The 16,909-nt window shown below is 61.0% G+C and carries 16 protein-coding genes; 12 read left to right on the forward strand and 4 right to left on the reverse strand.

Going from position 1 to position 16,909, the window contains the following annotated elements; translation table 11 throughout:
- Positions 1-9: 9 nt before the first annotated feature.
- The 3 genes from SM763_RS03655 (at position 10) to SM763_RS03665 (ending at position 3,406) form a co-directional block, all read left to right on the forward strand.
- Positions 10-1,200 carry a toxic anion resistance protein gene (locus SM763_RS03655; RefSeq protein WP_274828328.1) on the forward strand — a complete coding sequence of 397 codons (1,191 nt, stop codon included), beginning with the start codon at positions 10-12 and terminating at the stop codon, positions 1,198-1,200.
- A 124-nt stretch (positions 1,201-1,324) separates the two neighbouring features.
- Positions 1,325-2,191: a DUF2927 domain-containing protein gene (locus SM763_RS03660; protein WP_274835765.1), complete on the forward strand. Its 867-nt coding sequence runs from the start codon at positions 1,325-1,327 to the stop codon at positions 2,189-2,191.
- 63 nt (positions 2,192-2,254) lie between these two features.
- Positions 2,255-3,406, forward strand: coding sequence for an SPFH domain-containing protein (locus SM763_RS03665; protein ID WP_065270797.1), 1,152 nt, complete (start codon positions 2,255-2,257; stop codon positions 3,404-3,406).
- A 75-nt stretch (positions 3,407-3,481) separates the two neighbouring features.
- On the opposite strand, the gene SM763_RS03670 is transcribed toward SM763_RS03665, so the two are convergent.
- Positions 3,482-3,859: a CZB domain-containing protein gene (locus tag SM763_RS03670; RefSeq protein WP_368997590.1), complete on the reverse strand. Its 378-nt coding sequence runs from the start codon at positions 3,857-3,859 to the stop codon at positions 3,482-3,484.
- Between the two features lie 183 nt (positions 3,860-4,042).
- Between SM763_RS03670 and SM763_RS03675 the strand changes: the two genes are divergently transcribed.
- Positions 4,043-5,185, forward strand: a complete 1,143-nt coding sequence (locus SM763_RS03675; RefSeq protein WP_490363262.1) for a TFIIB-type zinc finger domain-containing protein — start codon at positions 4,043-4,045, stop codon at positions 5,183-5,185.
- Positions 5,186-5,294: 109 nt separating this feature from the next.
- Here SM763_RS03675 and SM763_RS03680 read toward each other — a convergent pair whose 3' ends face one another.
- Positions 5,295-5,714, reverse strand: a complete 420-nt coding sequence (locus SM763_RS03680; RefSeq protein ID WP_368997594.1) for an Hsp20/alpha crystallin family protein — start codon at positions 5,712-5,714, stop codon at positions 5,295-5,297.
- A gap of 136 nt (positions 5,715-5,850) precedes the next feature.
- On the opposite strand from SM763_RS03680, the gene SM763_RS03685 reads away from it, so the two are divergent.
- The 8 genes from SM763_RS03685 to SM763_RS03720 all read left to right on the forward strand — a co-directional run bounded on the left by SM763_RS03685 (position 5,851) and on the right by SM763_RS03720 (position 13,883).
- The gene (locus tag SM763_RS03685; protein ID WP_274839555.1) at positions 5,851-6,534 is read left to right on the forward strand and encodes a nitroreductase family protein; all 684 of its coding nucleotides are present in this window, start codon (positions 5,851-5,853) and stop codon (positions 6,532-6,534) included.
- A 29-nt stretch (positions 6,535-6,563) separates the two neighbouring features.
- A complete protein-coding gene (gene dtd, locus SM763_RS03690; protein WP_368997596.1) occupies positions 6,564-7,007 on the forward strand; it encodes a D-aminoacyl-tRNA deacylase in 444 nt (147 codons plus the stop codon).
- 357 nt (positions 7,008-7,364) lie between these two features.
- Positions 7,365-8,948 (forward strand): ABC transporter substrate-binding protein, encoded by a 1,584-nt coding sequence (locus SM763_RS03695; RefSeq protein WP_065270802.1) that lies wholly within the window; start codon positions 7,365-7,367, stop codon positions 8,946-8,948.
- Between the two features lies 1 nt (position 8,949).
- Entirely contained in the window at positions 8,950-9,906 is a 957-nt protein-coding gene (locus SM763_RS03700) for an ABC transporter permease (protein ID WP_065270803.1), read from the forward strand.
- A complete protein-coding gene (locus tag SM763_RS03705; RefSeq protein ID WP_065270804.1) occupies positions 9,903-10,718 on the forward strand; it encodes an ABC transporter permease in 816 nt (271 codons plus the stop codon). Before SM763_RS03700 ends, SM763_RS03705 begins: the two co-directional genes overlap by 4 nt.
- Positions 10,715-12,352 (forward strand): ABC transporter ATP-binding protein, encoded by a 1,638-nt coding sequence (locus SM763_RS03710; RefSeq protein WP_368997598.1) that lies wholly within the window; start codon positions 10,715-10,717, stop codon positions 12,350-12,352. The genes SM763_RS03705 and SM763_RS03710 overlap by 4 nt, the downstream gene beginning before the upstream one ends.
- Before the next feature lie 108 nt (positions 12,353-12,460).
- On the forward strand, positions 12,461-13,297 hold the full coding sequence (locus SM763_RS03715) for an alkaline phosphatase family protein (RefSeq protein ID WP_274835756.1): 837 nt from the start codon (positions 12,461-12,463) through the stop codon (positions 13,295-13,297).
- A 16-nt stretch (positions 13,298-13,313) separates the two neighbouring features.
- Positions 13,314-13,883 (forward strand): DUF4453 domain-containing protein, encoded by a 570-nt coding sequence (locus SM763_RS03720; protein ID WP_274838620.1) that lies wholly within the window; start codon positions 13,314-13,316, stop codon positions 13,881-13,883.
- Positions 13,884-13,899: 16 nt separating this feature from the next.
- On the opposite strand, the gene SM763_RS03725 is transcribed toward SM763_RS03720, so the two are convergent.
- Positions 13,900-14,826, reverse strand: coding sequence for an alpha/beta hydrolase (locus SM763_RS03725; protein ID WP_274832471.1), 927 nt, complete (start codon positions 14,824-14,826; stop codon positions 13,900-13,902).
- Positions 14,827-14,954: 128 nt separating this feature from the next.
- Complete coding sequence (locus tag SM763_RS03730; RefSeq protein ID WP_368997600.1) at positions 14,955-16,856, reverse strand: acyl-CoA synthetase; 1,902 nt, start codon at positions 16,854-16,856, stop codon at positions 14,955-14,957.
- Between the last annotated feature and the right edge of the window lie 53 nt (positions 16,857-16,909).

Consider the following 16,909-nt stretch of genomic DNA (forward strand, 5'->3'; position numbering starts at 1 on the left):
ACGCCACCGATGTCCGAGACCGTTCAGAAGAAAGCAATCGAAGCCGAGGCCATGGTCACGGAGGTGACGGGCGTCGCGCTTGCGGATCCCACGGGGGACATCCAGCCGCTGGAGCAGGCGGATGAAGTCACCAGCGAAGCGATCCGTCGCCGCATGGGCGAAATCGACATGAGCGACAGCAACTCGATCATCGGCTTCGGATCCGGCGCGCAGGCCGAATTGCAGACCATCAGTCAGGCGATGCTGGCCGATGTGCGCAACAAGGACGTCGGACCCGCCGGGGATTCCTTGCGGGATATCGTCACCACGATCCGCGGCTTTTCCGTCTCGGAACTGGACGTGCGCCGCAAGCCCACCTTCTGGGAGCGCCTGCTGGGCCGCGCTGCGCCCTTTGCCAAATTTACCGCGCGCTATGAAACAATCCAGGCGCAGATCGACAAGATCACCGATGATCTTCTTGGCCATGAACACGGGCTGCTGAAGGACATCAAATCGCTCGACATGCTGTATGAAAAGACGCTGGCCTTTTACGACGAGCTGGCGCTCTATATCGCGGCAGGCGAGGCCAAGCTCGGAGAGCTGGACAGCAGCGAAATTCCCGCGCTGGAAGAAGCCGTCGCAGCAGCCGCCGAAGCCGATCAGGTGATCCGCGCGCAGGAACTGCGCGATCTGCGCGCCGCCCGGGACGATCTGGAACGCCGGGTGCACGACCTGAAGCTGACCCGGCAGGTCACCATGCAGTCGCTGCCCTCGATCCGCCTGGTGCAGGAGAACGACAAATCGCTCGTGACCAAAATCAACTCGACGCTGGTCAATACCGTGCCGCTCTGGGAAACCCAGCTGGCGCAGGCGGTCACCATCCAGCGCTCGGCCGAGGCTGCTGCAGCGGTGCGCGATGCCAATGATCTGACCAACGAGCTGCTGACCTCCAACGCGGCCAACCTGCGCGAAAGCAACAAGGCGATCCGGCAGGAAATGGAACGCGGTGTGTTCGATATCGAAGCGGTGAAACAGGCCAATGCTGATCTGATCGGCACCATTCAGGAAAGCCTGCAGATCGCCGATGAGGGCAAGGCCAAACGCGCCGCTGCCGAGGGCGAGTTGAAGAAGATGGAAGCCGAGCTGCGCGATACACTGGCCGCCGCCAAGGCGCGCCGCGATGGCATCGGAGACAATGCCGGCACAGCGGTTCCGTCCTGACCTGATGATCTGGCAAAAACGTCATAGGTCGGCGGCGATTTGTGCCGAAGGCAGCGCCGGGCGGGCAATATCCGCGCCTGTACGCCTTGCCGCGCTTTTGGGGTTGGGCCTGCTGTCGGCCTGCATGCCCATGGGCCGCAGCGAGTCCGTCGTGCCAAAACCACGTCCGGCTGCCATGGTCGCGCCCGCTGCGCCCTCGGCCGCCAGCGCAGAGTTGCGGCAATATTACCGTGTCCTGCAGCAGGACCTGCTGACGCGCGGCCTTTTGCGCACCGATGGCGGCGGACCCGATACGCCTTATGATGCCGAGGATCTGGCGGAAAACTTCGAAGCGATTTCCTTTTTCAACGAATACGCCGGGCGCGGTGGCGGCGCCACAGGCGGCCTGAGCCGCTGGTCCGGGCCGGTGCGCTTGCAAGCTGAATTCGGCCCCTCGATCCCTGAAAGCCAGCGCCGCGCCGACGGCGCGCGGGTTGCCGAATACGCCATGCGGCTCGGGCGGATCACCAACCATCCCGTTGCGGCGGTGGCGAAGCGCGGCAATTTCCACGTCATCTTTGCCAGCAAGGACGACAGCGCCTTTGTGGCCAAACGGGTCCGTGAACTGCTGCCCAATATCAGCCAGAACGATTTCCAGCTCTTCGTGAACCCGCCACGGACGCATTACTGCTTTGTTCTGGCCGGCGGCGCCCAGGGCAGCCCCTTCGACTATATCCGCGGCGTCGCGCTGATCCGGGCGGAGCATCCCGATCTGGTCCGGCAAAGCTGCATCCACGAGGAAATCGCACAAGGCCTGGGCCTGCTCAACGACAGCCCCCGGGCGCGCCCGTCGATTTTCAACGACGATGACGAATTCGCCTTTCTGACCAGCCATGACGAAAAGCTGTTGCAGATGCTGTATGATCCAAGACTGAAAACCGGGATGAGCGCCGAAGAAGCCCGCCCAATCACCCGCATTATCGCCCGCGAAATCATGGGACAGCCCCTGTAAGGTGGCCCATGCGCCCACCGATGAGGCTTCCCGCAGGCACATCGTAGGAAGAGGACCTGAGATATGGGTATTTTCGACTTTCTCACCGGAGAGTTCATCGACGTCATTCACTGGGTCGATGACACCCGCGACACCATGGTCTGGCGGTTTGAACGCGAAGGCCATGAGATCAAATATGGCGCCAAGCTGACGGTACGTGAAGGACAGGCAGCCGTGTTCGTGCACGAAGGCCAGCTAGCGGATGTCTTCACCCCCGGTCTCTACATGCTTGAGACCAACAACATGCCGGTGATGACGACGCTGCAGCACTGGGACCACGGGTTTCAGTCGCCCTTCAAATCCGAGGTCTATTTCGTCAGCACCACCCGGTTCAACGACCTGAAGTGGGGCACCAAGAATCCGATCATCTGTCGCGATCCGGAGTTCGGCCCGGTGCGTCTGCGCGCTTTTGGCAGCTACTCGGTGCGGGTGGTGGATCCGGCGCGCTTCCTGACCGAGATCGTCGGCACCGATGGCGAATTCACTATGGATGAAATCAGCTTCCAGATCCGCAACATCATCGTGCAGGAGTTCAGCCGCGTCGTTGCCAGCTCGGGCATTCCGGTGCTGGACATGGCCGCGAACACCGCCGATCTGGGAAAACTGGTTGCGGCCGAGATTTCCGCCACCGTGGCCGAATATGGCCTGGCGATCCCGGAGCTCTATATCGAGAACATCTCGCTGCCGCCTGCGGTGGAACAGGCCATGGACCGGCGCACCCAGATGGGGATCGTGGGCGATCTTGGCCAATACACCCAGTTCGCCGCTGCCGAGGCGATGGACGCCGCAGCCCGCACCCCGAACAGCGGCATGGGCGCCGGTTTGGGAATGGGGATGGGCATGGCGATGGCCCAGCAGATGGGCAATGCCATGTCGCAGGGTGCAGCGGGTCAGCCGTCAGGTCCCTGGGGCGCCCGCCCCGCGCCCGCTGCGGCGCCGATGGCCCCGCCCCCGCCCCCGGTCGAACACGTCTGGCATATCGCAGAAAACGGTCAGACTTCGGGTCCCTATTCCAAGGCGCGACTGGGACGCATGGCGCAGGAAGGGCAGCTGAAGCGCGACACCCACGTCTGGACGCCCGGCCAGGATGGCTGGCAACGGGCCGGTGATGTGGCCGAACTGGCGCAGCTTTTCACCATTCTGCCGCCTCCGCCCCCACCGCCTCCCGCGGGCTGACTCCGGGGCGCCAACCGCGCGCTCCGAGTCTTGACTGTCGGCCTGACGTAACTGAGCCGGGCCGACATGTCGTCACTATTGCAGGCTCTTCCGCCAGATCATCATGTGTTTGGTCAGTTCTTTAGTCTTCTCGTCAAACGGCTTGCCCAGATCCAGATCGTGTTTGGCCGCATCCAGATCGCCACGTTCGATCTTTTGTGCGATGGCGCCGGCAAATTTGTGGAACTCGGAATGCAGTTTCTTCGCACGCACATAGTTGGCATCCCCTGCCATACCGGCTTCCGTACTAGGCGAATGCAGCCACTGACCGAATTTGCACTTGTCATCACAGCAGATGTCACGCGAAGGCGTTTCCAGTCTGCCACTGATGGTGCCCGTGCGAAGGTGAAGTTTCCATGTGCTATGGGCCTTGATGGCTTCGGAAATCTCATCCTGGATAGCCGCTACAGACATACTCATACTCCTTGTTACTGAACACTTCTGCCGTAGCCCTTCACAGGTTAATCAAACATTAAGCTCACATCTCAACCCTCACCGTGAATTCCCCTTGATCGACTCGGTTCCGCCGGGAAACATAAATAAAAATCAATTAAATAAACAACGACCGGAAAAATCGTTACAATTTGAGAGAGCGCCGTGCCATCTTCCCCTCCTCCCCCTCCGCCCGCCACCGAAAACACTGATTCTGCCGCTGTGCCGGATGAAACCCATCGTTTTCCCTGCGAGCAATGTGGCGCCGATTACCGGTTCGACCCGCAATCCGGAACCCTGACCTGCAGCCATTGCGGCCATACCGAGGAGATCAACGGGGGCCCCTGGCGCGGCGGCGCCCTGCGCGAGCTGGACTTTCGCGCCGCGCTGGATCGTCAGCTACCAGAGGCAGACATGGAAACCACCCGGGTTTCCAAATGCCCCAACTGCGCGGCAGAGGTAGAATTCGATCCCACCACCCACGCCCGCGAATGCCCATTCTGCGCAACGCCCGTGGTCACCGACACCGGCGAAAGCCGCCACATAAAACCCAAGGGCGTATTGCCTTTCTCCATCGACGAACGCGCGGGCCACAAAGCCATGACAGACTGGCTTGGCCGCCTGTGGTTCGCGCCAAACGGGTTGAAGGAATACGCCCGCAAGGGGCGCCGGATGGAGGGGATCTATGTCCCCTACTGGACCTATGACGCCGACACCCGCAGTTCCTACTCAGGCCAGCGCGGCACGGTCTACTACGTGACCGAAACCGTCATGGTCGATGGCAAACCGCAGGCCAAACAGGTCGCAAAGGTGCGCTGGCGACCGGTGTCAGGTCGGGTCAAACGCTTCTTTGACGATGTGCTGGTGCTGGCGTCGAAAAGCCTGCCCAAACGCTATACCGATGCGCTGGAACCCTGGGATCTGTCGGCGCTGGAGCCGTATCAACCGCAATATCTAGCCGGGTTCCGGGCCGAAGCCTATGCGATCTCTTTGCAGGACGGTTTTGAGGAGGCCCGCGCCCATATGGACCGGGTGATCGAACGGGATGTGCGGTTTGATATCGGCGGCGACCGTCAGCGAATCTCGCATATCGACACGCAAGTCTCAGACGTTACCTTCAAACACATTCTGCTACCAGTGTGGCTGGCGGCCTATAAATACCGGGGCAAGACCTATCGTTTTGTGGTCAACGGACAATCCGGGCGGGTTCAGGGCGAACGCCCCTACTCCGCCTGGAAAATCGCAGGCGCCGCTGCCGTCCTGGCTGTCCTGATCGCCGCAGCAATCTATTTCGGGAACCAGCAGTAAACCTGCGACGTTCAAGCCCCCCGGACATGCCGATGCGCACAGCCCCAATCCGGGGCTATGCGCTGCGTGTCGCCGGACTGCCCGGCAATCTGTCCAAGGCCGATAAGCCTCAGGATTTGGCGATCTTGATCTTCTTCGCGGTCTCTGGCTGTTCCAACGCCTTCTTGGGCACGGTGATATGAAGCACACCATCCTCCATATGCGCCGCTGCCGCAGCGCCATCAGCATCTTCCGGCAGGCGGAAGGCACGGCGGAATGCACCATACTGGCGCTCGCTGAAGTACCAGGTATCGCCTTTCTTCTCGGTCGAGGTCTTCTTTTCGCCGCTGATGGTTAGAACGCCATTGTCCACCGTCAGTTCTACATCCTCATCGGTGACACCCGGTAGTTCCATGGTGATGTCATAGGCTGCATCCCCCGAAGAGGCCTCGGTCGCCGGGCTCAGCCAATCTGCAACCCGGGCACCAAATGCACGAAAGGGATCATAAAGCGATGGCCAGAAACCGCTTTGTTCGGTCTTTTCTACCATTGATCTTCCTCCTGTTTCGAACGCGGGCAGCGTATCTCAACCGGTGAGGTCTCGATTTGATCCATCTCAATTCTGGCCTTGAACCCCGTGGCACCGCTGGCCATTGTGGCGCCGCACCACAGCAGGAGAGTTGCAGATGACCACGAAGTCAGCCGATCTGACCGAACTGGACGCCCTGATGAAGGACCGTCACAGCTGCCGGGCCTTCCGCCCGGATCCGGTTGACCGGGAGGTGATCGAGCAGATCCTGCGCTGCGCCCAGAAAGTCCCGTCCTGGTGCAATGCCCAGCCGTGGAAAGTGACCATCACCAGCGGCGCCGAAACCGACCGTCTGCGCAACGCGCTGACAGAGGCTGCCATGGCGGGCGGACACGCACCGGACCTGAGTTTTCCGGACGGCTATTCAGATGAATATCAGGCGCGGCGCCGGGAATGTGGCTGGGCGCTGTACGAAGCGGTCGGAGTGACCAAGGGCGACCGCGCCGGATCTGCCCGGCAGATGATGGAGAACTTCAACCTTTTCGGCGCGCCCCATTGTGCGATCCTGTCCTCACCTGCCGAACTTGGCCCCTATGGCGCAATGGACAGTGGGGGTTTCGTTGCCGCCTTTACCCTGGCAGCGCAAGCCGCAGGGGTCGCCAGCGTCGCGCAGGCCGCGGTCGCCTCCTTTGCGCCGATGCTGCACGAGATGCTGGAGATCCCGCAGGATCGGCTGATCCTCTGCGCGATTAGCTTTGGCTATGCCGACCCGGATCATCCGGCAAACAGATTCAGAACCACCCGGGCCCCCCTGCCCGAATTCACCGACTGGCGCGGCTAAGTCATCGACAGAAAAGGACGACAATCCCCATGCGAGCCCTCATTCAGCGCGTCAGCGAAGCCTCAGTCACCGTCGATTCCGAAGTGACCGGCGAGATCGGGGCCGGGCTGTTGGTTTTGGTCTGCGCGATGGAGGGCGACACCGAAGCCGAAGCCGATCATCTGGCGGCGAAGATTTCCAAGCTGCGTATCTTTCAGGACGACGCGGGCAAGATGAACCGCTCGGTCCGCGACATCGGCGGCGCGGTTCTGGCGGTGAGCCAATTCACCCTGGCGGCAGATACCAGACGCGGCAACCGGCCCGGGTTTTCCGATGCCGCCGATCCTGAAACCGGCGCGCGGCTTTATGCCTATTTCTGCGAGGCGCTGACCGGTCTTGGCCTGCCGGTGGCCACCGGGCGGTTCGGCGCCGACATGAAGGTGCGCCTGCTGAATGACGGCCCCGTTACGATTTGGATGGACACCACCGCGTAAGAACCTTTCCGACCAGACCGGTCCTTTGCCCATGTGTTGTCTGGGGCGATTCTCTCTTCTGCCGCCGCGATTTGGCCAGATCTGCACGTAATCCCGGCATCGCACTACGAATGCGCAAAACCGGCATACGCATGTCGTTTTTGGTGAATTTTTGCCTTCCCCCGGTTTTCATTCACAAAAATGCGGCATACCACTGGCAAAACGCGACCTGTCGCTGGCATGTGTCCCGCCGCTTTGGCCCCGGACGCCGCTGCGGAACAGGTATTAATGCTTGCTAGGCCGCCGCAAATGCGCAAATCTTGAATAGCCAATCAAGAAAAAGCTGTTTGAAGCGGCAAATTCAACTGGGAGACTTCAATGAAAGATCAACTGTATTTCCTCGCGCGTCAGGCTGCCACGGGCATGATGAGCCGCCGCGAATTCATGGGCCGCGCCGCTGCGCTGGGTCTCACCGCTGCTGCAGCCAACTCGCTGCTGTCCACCGAAGTCATGGCCGCAGGCCCCCAAAAAGGCGGCACCATCCGCGTCGGCCTGCAGGGCGGCAGCACCACCGACAGCCTGGACCCGGCGCTGGCCACCAATCAGGTTGCCCTGTCGCTGATCCGTCTTTGGGGTGAATCCCTGGTCGAGCTGGCCGACGACGGCGGCATCCAGGGCAAGGTCGCGGAAAGCTACTCTGCCTCCGCAGACGCACGTGTCTGGACCTTCAAGATCCGCCAGGGCATCACCTTCTCCAACGGCAAACCCGTGACCGCCGAAGACGTGGCGCAGACCCTCGACCGTCACTCCGGCGAAGACACCAAATCCGGCGCACTGGGCATCATGCGCAGCATCACCAACATCTCGACCGAAGGTGACAGCGTCATCATCGAGCTGGACAGCCCCAACGCCGACCTTCCCTACCTAATGACCGACTACCACCTGGCCATCCAGCCCGGCGGCGGCAAGGACGATCCGGCAGCCGCAATCGGCACCGGCCCCTATATCCTGAAAGAAGTCGATATGGGCGTGCGTTTCGTTGCCGAGAAGAACCCTAACTACTGGGGTGATCTGGGCAATGCTGAAACCATCGAATACGTGGTGATCAACGACAACACCGCCCGCGTTGCCGCGCTGCAATCGGGTCAGGTCGACATGATCGACCGGGTGCCCCCGCGCACCGCGAAACTGGTTGACCGCGCGCCGAACATCAACGTGCATTCCACCAGCGGCCCCGGCCACTACGTGTTCATCATGCACTGCAACACTGCACCGTTTGACAACAACGACGTGCGGATGGCGCTGAAATACGGCATCAACCGTCAGGAAATGGTCGACAAGATCCTCAATGGCTACGGCACGGTCGGCAACGACTCCCCGATCAACTCGTCCTATCCGCTTTATACCGAGTTCGAGCAGCGCGAGTTCGATCCGGACAAGGCGATGCACCACCTGAAGAAATCGGGTTACGACGGTGAGATCCTGCTGCGGACTTCGGACAACTCCTTCCCGGGCGCACCGGATGCGGCGGCCCTGTTCCAGCAGTCCTGTGCAACCGCAGGCATCAACGTCAACGTCAAGCGTGAGCCTAACGATGGCTACTGGTCCGAGGTCTGGAACAAGCAGCCCTTCTGCACCAGCTACTGGGGCGGTCGTCCGACCCAGGACCAGATGTACACCACCGCTTATCTGTCGACGGCGGACTGGAACGACACCCGGTTCAACAACGAAAAGTTCGACCAGCTGCTGCTGGCGGCTCGCGCCGAGCTGGACACCGCCAAGCGGACCCAGATGTATGCCGACATGGGCGCCATCCAGCGCGACGAAGGCGGCCTGATCTGCCCGATGTTCAACGACTTCGTCGATGCGACCTCGGATAAGCTGGCAGGCTGGGTCGACGGTGCAAAAGGCTTTGCCCTGATGAACAGCTACGCACCGCACAAAATGTGGGTGAAGGCATAACATGCCCCTCCTGTTAAAACTTTTGGCCCAGCGCATTGCGCTGGGTCTTCTCCTGCTGTTTCTGGTTTCTGCCCTGATTTTTGCCGGGACAATGATCCTGCCCGGTGACGTTGCGCAATCGATCCTGGGACAGTCCGCCACGCCCGAGGCGCTGGCCAACCTGCGTGCCGAGCTTGGCCTGAACGAGCCCGCGCTGCAGAGATATTTTGACTGGCTCGGCGGTATCATGACCGGCGATCTGGGAACCGCCCTGACAAGCGGCAGTGACATCGCAGAAAGCATCGGCAAGCGCCTGTCGAATACGCTTTTCCTCGCTTTCTGGGCTGCCGTCATCGCGGTGCCTCTGGCAATCTTCCTTGGCCTGCTGGCCGTGCGGTTCAAGGACCGTTGGCCCGACAAGCTGATCTCGGCTGTCACGCTGGCCTCGATCTCGATCCCGGAATTCCTGATCGGCTATGTGCTGATGTACCTGATCGCGGTCAAACTGCGCTGGTTCCCGTCGGTTGCGATGATCAACGACAACATGTCGCTGGGTGAAAAGCTGAGCTCCATTGCCCTGCCCGTTGCGGTTCTGACCCTCGTCGTTCTGGCGCATATGATGCGCATGACCCGGGCTGCGATCCTCAATGTGATGCAATCGGCCTATATCGAAACCGCCGAGCTGAAGGGCCTCAACGGCTTTCAGGTGATCTTCCGCCACGCCTTCCCGAACGCGATCGCGCCAATCGTCAACGTTGTGATGCTGAACCTTGCCTATCTGGTGGTTGGTGTCGTCGTGATCGAAGTCGTCTTCGTCTATCCCGGCATGGGCCAGTATCTGGTCGATCACGTGTCGAAACGGGACGTTCCTGTGGTGCAGGCCTGCGGTCTGATCTTTGCCGCCGTCTACATCGGTCTCAACATGGTTGCAGATATCGTTGCCATCCTGTCGAACCCGCGTCTGAGGCATCCGAAATGAAAAATATCCCCATTTCTGCCCTCATCGGGCTGTTCTTTACAGCGCTCTACTTCCTGATGGCCATCCTGGCGCCGCTGATTGCCCCCTATGGCATGGCCGAGGTCGTCGGTGACGTCTGGGAGCCGTCCTCGTCCGAATTCTTGCTCGGCACCGACAACATCGGCCGCGATCTGCTGACCCGCATGATCTACGGCGGGCGCACCACCATCTTCATCGCAACCATGGCCACGGTGGTTTCCTTCACACTTGGTTCGGTTCTTGGCTTTTTTGCCGCCGTCACCGGTGGCTGGGTTGATCAGGCACTGTCGCGCTTTGTCGATCTGGTGATGTCGATCCCGACGCTGATCTTTGCCCTTGTGGTTCTGTCGGTGACACCGGTCACCGTGCCGATGTTGATCATCGTGATGGGCCTCTTGGATTCCACCCGTGTCTACCGTCTGGCCCGCGCCGTTGCGGTGGATATCGAGGTCATGGACTATGTCGAAGCCGCCCGTTTGCGCGGCGAAGGCACCGTCTGGATCATCTTCCGCGAAATCCTGCCCAACGCACTGTCACCGCTGGTGGCTGAGATGGGCCTGCGCTTCATCTTCATGGTTCTGTTCGTCTCCACCCTGTCGTTCCTGGGTCTGGGCGTGCAGCCCCCCGAAGCGGACTGGGGCGGTATCGTGAAAGAGAACAAGGACGGTATCGTCTACGGCATTCCTGCCGCACTGATCCCGGCCTTTGCCATCGCCACGCTGGCGATCTCGGTCAATCTGGTTGCCGACTGGGTGCTGAACCGAACCACCTCGCTGAAAGGAGGCCGCGGATGAGCGATCCACTGATTAAAGTCCGTGACCTGAAAATCGGGGCAACGGTCTATCCGCCCGGCGAACGGCCGCATGACATCGAAATCGTGCATGGCGTCAGCTTTGATCTGGAAAAGGGCAAGGTACTCGGTCTCATCGGGGAATCCGGTGCCGGCAAATCTACCATCGGTCTTGCCGCCATGGCCTATGGCCGCGGCGGTGTGAAGATCACCGGTGGAGAGGTCTGGATCAACGGGCGTGATATCCTGAAATCCTCGCTGCGCGATGTGCGCCGCCTGCGCGGCGGTGAAGTGACCTATGTGTCGCAATCCGCAGCTGCTTCGTTCAACCCGGCCAAGAAAATCATGGAACAGGTGACCGAGGCCGCGGTGGAGCAAGGCAAGTTCTCCAAGAAAGACGCCGAGGCCCGCGCTCGGACCCTGTTTGCCAAGCTCGGCCTGCCGGATCCGGACAATATCGGGGACCGCTATCCGCACCAGGTGTCGGGCGGTCAGCTGCAGCGCTGCATGACAGCGTTGGCGCTCTGCCCCGAGCCCGATCTCGTGGTCTTTGACGAGCCGACAACCGCACTGGATGTGACCACCCAGATCGACGTGTTGAAGGCGATCAAGGAAGCGATCCGCGACACCGGTGTGGCGGCGCTTTATATCACCCACGATCTGGCGGTGGTGGCACAGGTCAGCGATGACATCATGGTACTGCGCCATGGCGACATGGTCGAATACGGTGATGTGGATCAGATCATCAATGCACCGCAGGAAGACTACACCAAGGCGCTTGTCTCGGTCCGCTCGATCGAGCATGAGGAGAAGGCCCCGTCAGGCGATCCGGTGCTTAGCATCCGCAACATTACCGCGCGCTACAAGGGCACCAAGTTCGACGTGCTGCATCACGTCAACGCCGATCTCTACCCCGGCCAGACGCTGGCGGTGGTGGGTGAATCCGGTTCCGGCAAATCCACCCTCGCCCGCGTGATCACCGGCCTTCTGCCGCCGCGCGAAGGGGAAATCGAATTCGCAGGCCGCGTGCTCTCTCCCGATCTGGCAAGCCGGACAAAGGATGATCTGCGCGAATTGCAGATGATCTACCAGATGGCGGATGTGGCGATGAACCCACGCCAGACCGTGGGGACTATCATCGGGCGCCCGCTGGAGTTCTACTTCGACATGAAGGGCGCCGAAAAGCGCAAGCGGATCATCGAACTTCTGGATGAGATCGAACTGGGCGAAAGCTTCATCGACCGCTACCCGGCCGAGCTGTCGGGCGGTCAGAAGCAGCGTGTCTGCATCGCGCGGGCACTGGCGGCCAAACCCAAGATGATCATCTGTGACGAGGTGACATCGGCGCTCGACCCGCTGGTGGCGGACGGCATTTTAAAGCTGCTGCTGAACCTGCAGAAGATCGAGAACGTCGCCTATCTGTTCATCACCCACGATCTGGCGACGGTGCGGGCGATCTCGGACAATATCGCCGTGATGTATCAGGGCCGCGTGCAGCGCTATGGCAGCAAGACCGAGGTGCTGTCTCCGCCGTTCGACGATTACACCGATCTGCTGCTTGGGTCGGTGCCGGAAATGCGGCTGGGCTGGCTCGAAGAAGTCATCGCGAACCGCAAGATGGAAAGCGCCGGGAACTGATCCGGCGCCTCGGTCACAAAACACCACAGGCCCGCGCAGCTGCGTGGGCCTGTGCCGATAAGGGCGGTCTCACCCGCCGGGCAAACGCCAAGACAAGGATTGCCAATCATGGACAACAAACTCCTCCTCATCATTCTGGACGGTGTGCCGTGGCGCAATTTCCGCCGCCTGTTCGGAAATCTAGAAGGCTGGGTCGACAGCGGTGAAGCCCGCGTCTGGAAACACCGCGCCGTGCTGCCGTCGATTTCCGCCAGCTGCTATGCCTCGATCCACACCGGCGTGGCCCCGGCGGAACATGGCTGCACCGGCAACGGCAACGTTTTCCGCCTGTCGCACAAGGACGTCTTCAGCCAGGTACGCAGCGGTGGCGGCACGACCGGAGCCGTGGCGCATAGCTTCTGGTCCGAGTTCTTCAACCGGCACCCTTTCGATTTCGTGCGCGACATCGAATACGATGAACCCGAAAGCGAGACCATCAACCACGGTCGTTTTCACAGCATGACCGGTTACGGTCTCATCAACCAGATGACGCCCTCGGATGTGGATCTCTTCGGCACGCTCACCAACCTCGCCCACCGGTTCGATCTGAACTATGGCATGCTGCACACCTGCACGCTGGACAGCATGGGGCACCGGTTCTTCCACGACTGCCAGGAGATGGACCATGCCTGCGCGGTCATGGACGAGATGCTGGCGCCCTTCATTCCGCGCTGGCGCAAGATGGGTTACGAGGTGATCGTCACCGCCGACCACGGACAGGACGAACGCGGCCACCACGGCGGACGCAGCCCGCTGCAACAGGAAACCGCGCTCTATTATTTCGGCGATGCCGAAGGCCCCCATGCGGACACCGTCATCGACCAACTGCAACTGGCACCAACAATCCTGAACCGGCTGGGGGCGCCCATCGCCGATACAATGAAGGCCAAACCCTTTCTGAGCTGATGCAAACGGAGCACCCATGCTGAAACCCGCAGTTGCCTGCCTTGCCCTATTCGCCGCTCCGGCAGCCGCGGGCGATTTCTGCCATGATCTGTGGTACACACGGAACGCCATCATGGACCGGGCCGGGTATTGCTTTGGTTCCGCTCTGGGTCAGGCGGTGTTCGGCACGGGGCCCTGCATCGGCAAATCGGTCAGCCTGACGCCGCAGGATCAGCAACGTGTCGCGCAGATCCAGGGAATGGAGCGCGACATGTCCTGCCGGGTGAATACCAAACAGCACCATCTGGATCTGGATGATTTGCATATCCGCAGGCAGCTGTCGGATCTGCCGATCCCGGACGAGATACAGGGCGCGTGCCTCGGCTGGATGGGCCCCGCGACCGCGCTGCATGCCGGGCATAGCGAAGCCAGCCCCGTCATCGGGCAGATCCTGCCCGATGACACCGTATCCTATAGCCACTGGCCCGATGCGGGCTGGACCTACGTCACCACATCTGCGGGACATGGTGACTGGCGCGTCAAAAGCGGCGGCTGGCTGAACTATGAAAAGGCCGGGGAGGTCCCCTGCCGGGATTTCGCGGGCTGATCACCCGCCCCCAACCCTAATCGTAAGGCCAGATTTCCTGGCCCAGCGCCTCAATGGCGAGCGAGATACGTTCGAAACTGTCGCGGGCGCGGCCAACTGAATGGCGCGCGCGCAGATAACCGTGCACCAGCCCTTCTTCGTTGATCCAATGGGCCTTGCCCCCGGCCGCGAGGATGCGGTCCCGGTAATCGCGGCTGTCATCGCGCACAGGGTCGCAATCGGCGCTGATCAGAATGGTCGCGGGCAGTCCGGAAAAGTCGCCGTCCTGCAGCGGCGCATAGGTGGGATCGCCTTGGGGCACCTTGCCATCCTTGCAGCGTACCCCCTGATAAAACAGGATTTCATCCCTGGTCAGCATCGGAGCCTTGGCATGCTCGAGGTAGGATCCCGCATTCACATCGCCGCCAAAGGCGCCATAGATCAGCACCTGCCCCAGAATGCGATCCGTCCGCCCCCGGGCGTGATGGGCCACCGCTGCACAAAGGTTAGCGCCAGCACTGTCGCCAGAGAGGACAATACCGCCCTCATATTCTGACAGGATCCATTCAAAGGCCGCCCAGGCGTCATCGAACATCGCCGGGTGCATATGCTCGGGCGCCAGACGATAGTCGACTGCAACCACGCGATATCCGGTCTGGGCGCAGATCTCGGCGCAGACGTCATCATGGCTTTCCAGCCCGCCAACGACAAAGCCGCCACCATGGCAATACATCACCGTGCGCGTCGGGTCCCCGGCAGTATAGATCCGCACCGGCACCCCATTGACCTGCCGGTCCTCGGTCTCGACCACATCAGGGCGGGGCGCCAGAAAACTGCGGGCCATGGCGTTGTAGATCTCGCGTTGCTCCGGAACCGAACGCTCTGCCGTATCCGCCGGATAACAGTCGTTGGTGCGGCGAATGAACGCCCAGGTTTCCGCGTCGATCAGTTGTTCGTAGTCCATGATCTGGAAGCCTCCCTTTTGCCTGCTGAGGCAAACCCTAGGCCACGCCATGGCAGGAAGGGAATGCCCAAAACGACACAAAGCGCCCTTTCAGGCGCTTTGTGTAGAATTCTGATATCAGACCAGAGTCAGCCCTGATCCTGCGGCAGATGCTCCCACGGGCGGGTAAAGCCCCCCAGAACCTGACCGATTTCGCCGTCGCTGGCGCCGTTGGCCTCGACCTGCGCGACAAGGCCGCGCTTCTTGTCGTCGATCACTGCTTCAACGCGGGTCGGCAGCCCCGCCTTCAGCAGCGCTTCGTTGTAGATCCGGGTGATGGCATTCTTACGCAGGTCCGGTTTGAAAACCTTGCCAACGGCCGTCTTCGGCAGCTCGTCCAGCACCGTCAGATGTTTCGGGATCGCCGCGCGTTCGTGGATGTGCACCTTGCAGTAATCCATCAGCTCTTCTGCCGTGGCGCTGGCACCATCGACCAGTTCCACAAAGGCACAAGGCACCTCACCAGCGTGAATATCGGGCTGTCCGATCGCCCCGGCAAAGGCGACGGCCTCGTGCCCGAGCAGCGCCTCTTCGATCTCGGCGGGATCGATATTGTGACCGCCGCGGATGATCAGGTCCTTGGCCCGCCCGGTGATCCAGACATAACCATCAGCATCGACACGCCCCAGATCTCCGGTGCGCAGGTATTTATCGTGGAAATAAAGGTCGGCGTTCTTTTCCGCCTCGGTATAGGTATTGCCCGCATAGACACCGGGGTTGGACACGCAGATCTCGCCAACCTCGTCGGTGCCGCACTCCACCAGCCCGTCGGCAGTGGATTTGATGATCTTCACATCGGTATAGGGGAATGGAATCCCGATCGAGCCGATCTTCTTTTCTCCATCCACCGGGTTACAGGACACCAGGCATGTGGCCTCGGTCAGACCGTAGCCTTCGACAATATTGACGCCGGTGGCCTTCTCAAACCGGCGGAACAGTTCGACCGGCAGCGGCGCCGAGCCGGAAAAGGCCGTTTTCACCGTCGACACATCCGCATCAACCGGGCGCTGCATTTTGGCCGAGATCGCGGTCGGCACGGTGATGATAAAGGAAATCTTCCAGCGTTCGATCAGCTTCCAGAAATTGTCGAACACCCCATCGCCGCGATAGCCCTGCGGCGTCGGGAAAACCACATGCGCGCCCGAGGCCACTGCTGCCATCACGATCACATGGCAGGCAAAGACGTGGAACAGGGGCAGCGGACACATGATGTTGTCCTCTTCGGTAAAGAGCAGGCTATGCCCGATCCAGCCGTTGTAGATCATCCCCGAATAGGTGTGCTGCGCCACCTTGGGCATGCCGGTTGTACCACCAGTGTGGAAATAGCAGGCGACGCGGTCCTCGGTGCCGTCGGCAAACTGCAGCGTGGTGGGCTGACGGCGCATTTCCTTGGTGAAGCTCTTGTAATCGGCGTGGGCCAGCTGCGCCTTATTCTCCAGCTTGGGCCGCACCAGGGGCACGATCCAGGATTTCGGCGGCGTCAGATAGCGGTTCAGGTCCACCTCAAGGATGGTGTTCACATGCGGCGCATGGCGCACCGCCTCGGCCACCTTCTGGGCCACGTCGGTCTTCGGGAAGGGTTTGAGCGTCACCACGACCTTTGCGTTGGTTTCCCGCAGGATCGAAGCAATCTGCTCCGGCTCCAAGAGCGGGTTGATCGGGTTCACGATCCCCGCAACGGCACCCGCCAACATGGTCACCAGCGTTTCGGTGCAGTTCGGCAGGATATAGGCGACAACGTCCTTCTCCCCGACGCCCAGCTCGCGGAACAGATTGGCCGCTTGGGTGACCTGATCCTTGAGCTGGCTCCAGTTCAGGGTTTCCGCCTTGTCGTTCGGGCCGGAAAACAATTGATAGCTGATTGCATTATTGGTCGGGAACTTGCCTGCCGTGCGGTCCAGCAACCCGTACAGAGTGGTCGGCAGGTCCCGCGCCTCCCACGGCATCTCGTTCTCAACTGCCTTGCAATCTTCCACTGTGGCAAACGCCATTGCTTTCCTCCCCTGCCCCCTGTCCCGGGGGATTATCTCCTACGATCAAGATG

The organism is Pseudophaeobacter sp. C1-32P7, assembly GCF_041008775.1.
GTDB classification, from domain to species: Bacteria; Pseudomonadota; Alphaproteobacteria; order Rhodobacterales; family Rhodobacteraceae; genus Phycobacter; species Phycobacter gallaeciensis_A.

Excerpts from the sequence above, each read along its gene's own strand:
- SM763_RS03655 (WP_274828328.1), top strand. The coding sequence starts at position 10 with ATGTCCGAGACCGTTCAGAAGAAAGCAATCGAAGCCGAGGCCATGGTC.
- SM763_RS03660 (WP_274835765.1), top strand. The coding sequence starts at position 1,325 with ATGCCCATGGGCCGCAGCGAGTCCGTCGTGCCAAAACCACGTCCGGCT.
- SM763_RS03665 (WP_065270797.1), top strand. The coding sequence starts at position 2,255 with ATGGGTATTTTCGACTTTCTCACCGGAGAGTTCATCGACGTCATTCAC.
- SM763_RS03670 (WP_368997590.1), bottom strand. The coding sequence starts at position 3,859 with ATGTCTGTAGCGGCTATCCAGGATGAGATTTCCGAAGCCATCAAGGCC.
- SM763_RS03680 (WP_368997594.1), bottom strand. The coding sequence starts at position 5,714 with ATGGTAGAAAAGACCGAACAAAGCGGTTTCTGGCCATCGCTTTATGAT.
- SM763_RS03685 (WP_274839555.1), top strand. The coding sequence starts at position 5,851 with ATGACCACGAAGTCAGCCGATCTGACCGAACTGGACGCCCTGATGAAG.
- dtd (WP_368997596.1), top strand. The coding sequence starts at position 6,564 with ATGCGAGCCCTCATTCAGCGCGTCAGCGAAGCCTCAGTCACCGTCGAT.
- SM763_RS03695 (WP_065270802.1), top strand. The coding sequence starts at position 7,365 with ATGAAAGATCAACTGTATTTCCTCGCGCGTCAGGCTGCCACGGGCATG.
- SM763_RS03700 (WP_065270803.1), top strand. The coding sequence starts at position 8,950 with ATGCCCCTCCTGTTAAAACTTTTGGCCCAGCGCATTGCGCTGGGTCTT.
- SM763_RS03705 (WP_065270804.1), top strand. The coding sequence starts at position 9,903 with ATGAAAAATATCCCCATTTCTGCCCTCATCGGGCTGTTCTTTACAGCG.
- SM763_RS03710 (WP_368997598.1), top strand. The coding sequence starts at position 10,715 with ATGAGCGATCCACTGATTAAAGTCCGTGACCTGAAAATCGGGGCAACG.
- SM763_RS03715 (WP_274835756.1), top strand. The coding sequence starts at position 12,461 with ATGGACAACAAACTCCTCCTCATCATTCTGGACGGTGTGCCGTGGCGC.
- SM763_RS03720 (WP_274838620.1), top strand. The coding sequence starts at position 13,314 with ATGCTGAAACCCGCAGTTGCCTGCCTTGCCCTATTCGCCGCTCCGGCA.
- SM763_RS03725 (WP_274832471.1), bottom strand. The coding sequence starts at position 14,826 with ATGGACTACGAACAACTGATCGACGCGGAAACCTGGGCGTTCATTCGC.
- SM763_RS03730 (WP_368997600.1), bottom strand. The coding sequence starts at position 16,856 with ATGGCGTTTGCCACAGTGGAAGATTGCAAGGCAGTTGAGAACGAGATG.